Genomic DNA, 1,212 nt, shown 5'->3' with positions numbered 1-1,212 from the left:
CCCATCAGCAGGCCGAACTCGGCCCGGTGCGTGCCGCACCACACGACGACGGCGTGCGTGCCCGCCTCGACCTGGGCCGCGAGGTCGTCCGGGTCCTGCTGCGCCACCGCCGCGCCGAGGAACTCCAGCAGGCGGTCCATCGTCGACTCGTACAGGGCCTCCAGCAGCCCGGCCCGGTCCCCGACAGCGCGTGCCACGTCGGCCTCGGGCAGCGCGAGGTGCTGGGCGACGGCGGGGACGGTGACGCCCCGGACGCCGTCGGCGGCCAGCAGACGACGCGCCGCGGCGAGCATGTCCGTCCGCGGATCGCGCTCCATCGGACCCCCTTCTGCGCCCCTGTACCGGCGCCGAACTCTATCCGGACAGCCGACTCCGGGGCCAGGAAGTCAGGCCTCGACGAGCACCACCCGCGGGCTCGGCTCGAGCCCCAGCGAGGCCAGGAGGCTCCGCATCATGTCGTCGAACATCGCGTCGAAGTTGCCGAAGGCGTAGTCGAGCTGGTCGTACGCGACCATGCACAGCAGGCCGTAGACCTGGCGCCAGAACACCATGATCGTGTGCACCACGCCTACGGGGACCTCCTCGGCCACACCGGGGCTGTCCTGCGTGAGCACCGTGCGGTACGCGTCGAGCTCCGGGGCGAGCCCCGGCGCGACGTCGGCGTCGCCCGGGAACGGGACCCCGGCGCGCCACAGGGCGGCGAAGGTCGGCACGAACACCGAGCCGAGCCGGTGCACGAAGTGCGGGCGGCTCGTGCCGGACGCCCCCACCGCGTGCTGTGCGTCGGCGCCGAGCAGCAGGTCGAACTCGTTCCGGTGGGAGCGGCACCACACGAACAGCGCGTGCGTCGCGGCGTGCAGCCGCGCGGCCTGGTCGTCGGCCGGCTGCCGCGCGACCGCCCGCTCCAGGTAGGCGATCAGCTCGTCCAGCGTGTCGTCGTAGACGGCGGTGAGCAGACCGGGGCGTCCCTCGAAGTACCGGTACATGCCGGGCCCGGCGATCCCGACCTCCTTGGCGACCGCGACCATCGTGACGCCGTCCGCCCCGTGCTCGGCGAGGAGCCGGCGGGCCGCCGCGCGCGCCTCACGCAGCAGCTCTGCGCGCAGTCGCTGCCTGCGGGTCGGGGTGGCGGCGGGCACGTTCCAGTCTTGCACGCGCGACCGCCACCCCGACGAGGTCAGGCGCGGCGGCGCGTCACCAGGGCCGCGCCGA

General features: G+C 74.4%; 1 protein-coding gene and 1 pseudogene. Both read right to left on the bottom strand.

The annotated features are described in order from the left end of the window. Nucleotides 1-317, bottom strand: a pseudogene (locus PROKR_RS34130) (hypothetical protein); the annotation flags it as partial. A 69-nt stretch (nucleotides 318-386) separates the two neighbouring features. Beyond that, nucleotides 387-1,154, bottom strand: coding sequence for a TetR/AcrR family transcriptional regulator (locus PROKR_RS06765; RefSeq protein ID WP_036960981.1), 768 nt, complete (start codon nucleotides 1,152-1,154; stop codon nucleotides 387-389). Between the last annotated feature and the right edge of the window lie 58 nt (nucleotides 1,155-1,212).

Source organism: Promicromonospora kroppenstedtii DSM 19349, assembly GCF_000515355.1.
Classification (GTDB): Bacteria; Actinomycetota; Actinomycetes; order Actinomycetales; family Cellulomonadaceae; genus Promicromonospora; species Promicromonospora kroppenstedtii.
Note: the sequence above shows the minus strand (reverse complement) of the source record. Positions and strands in the feature narration are given on the sequence as shown.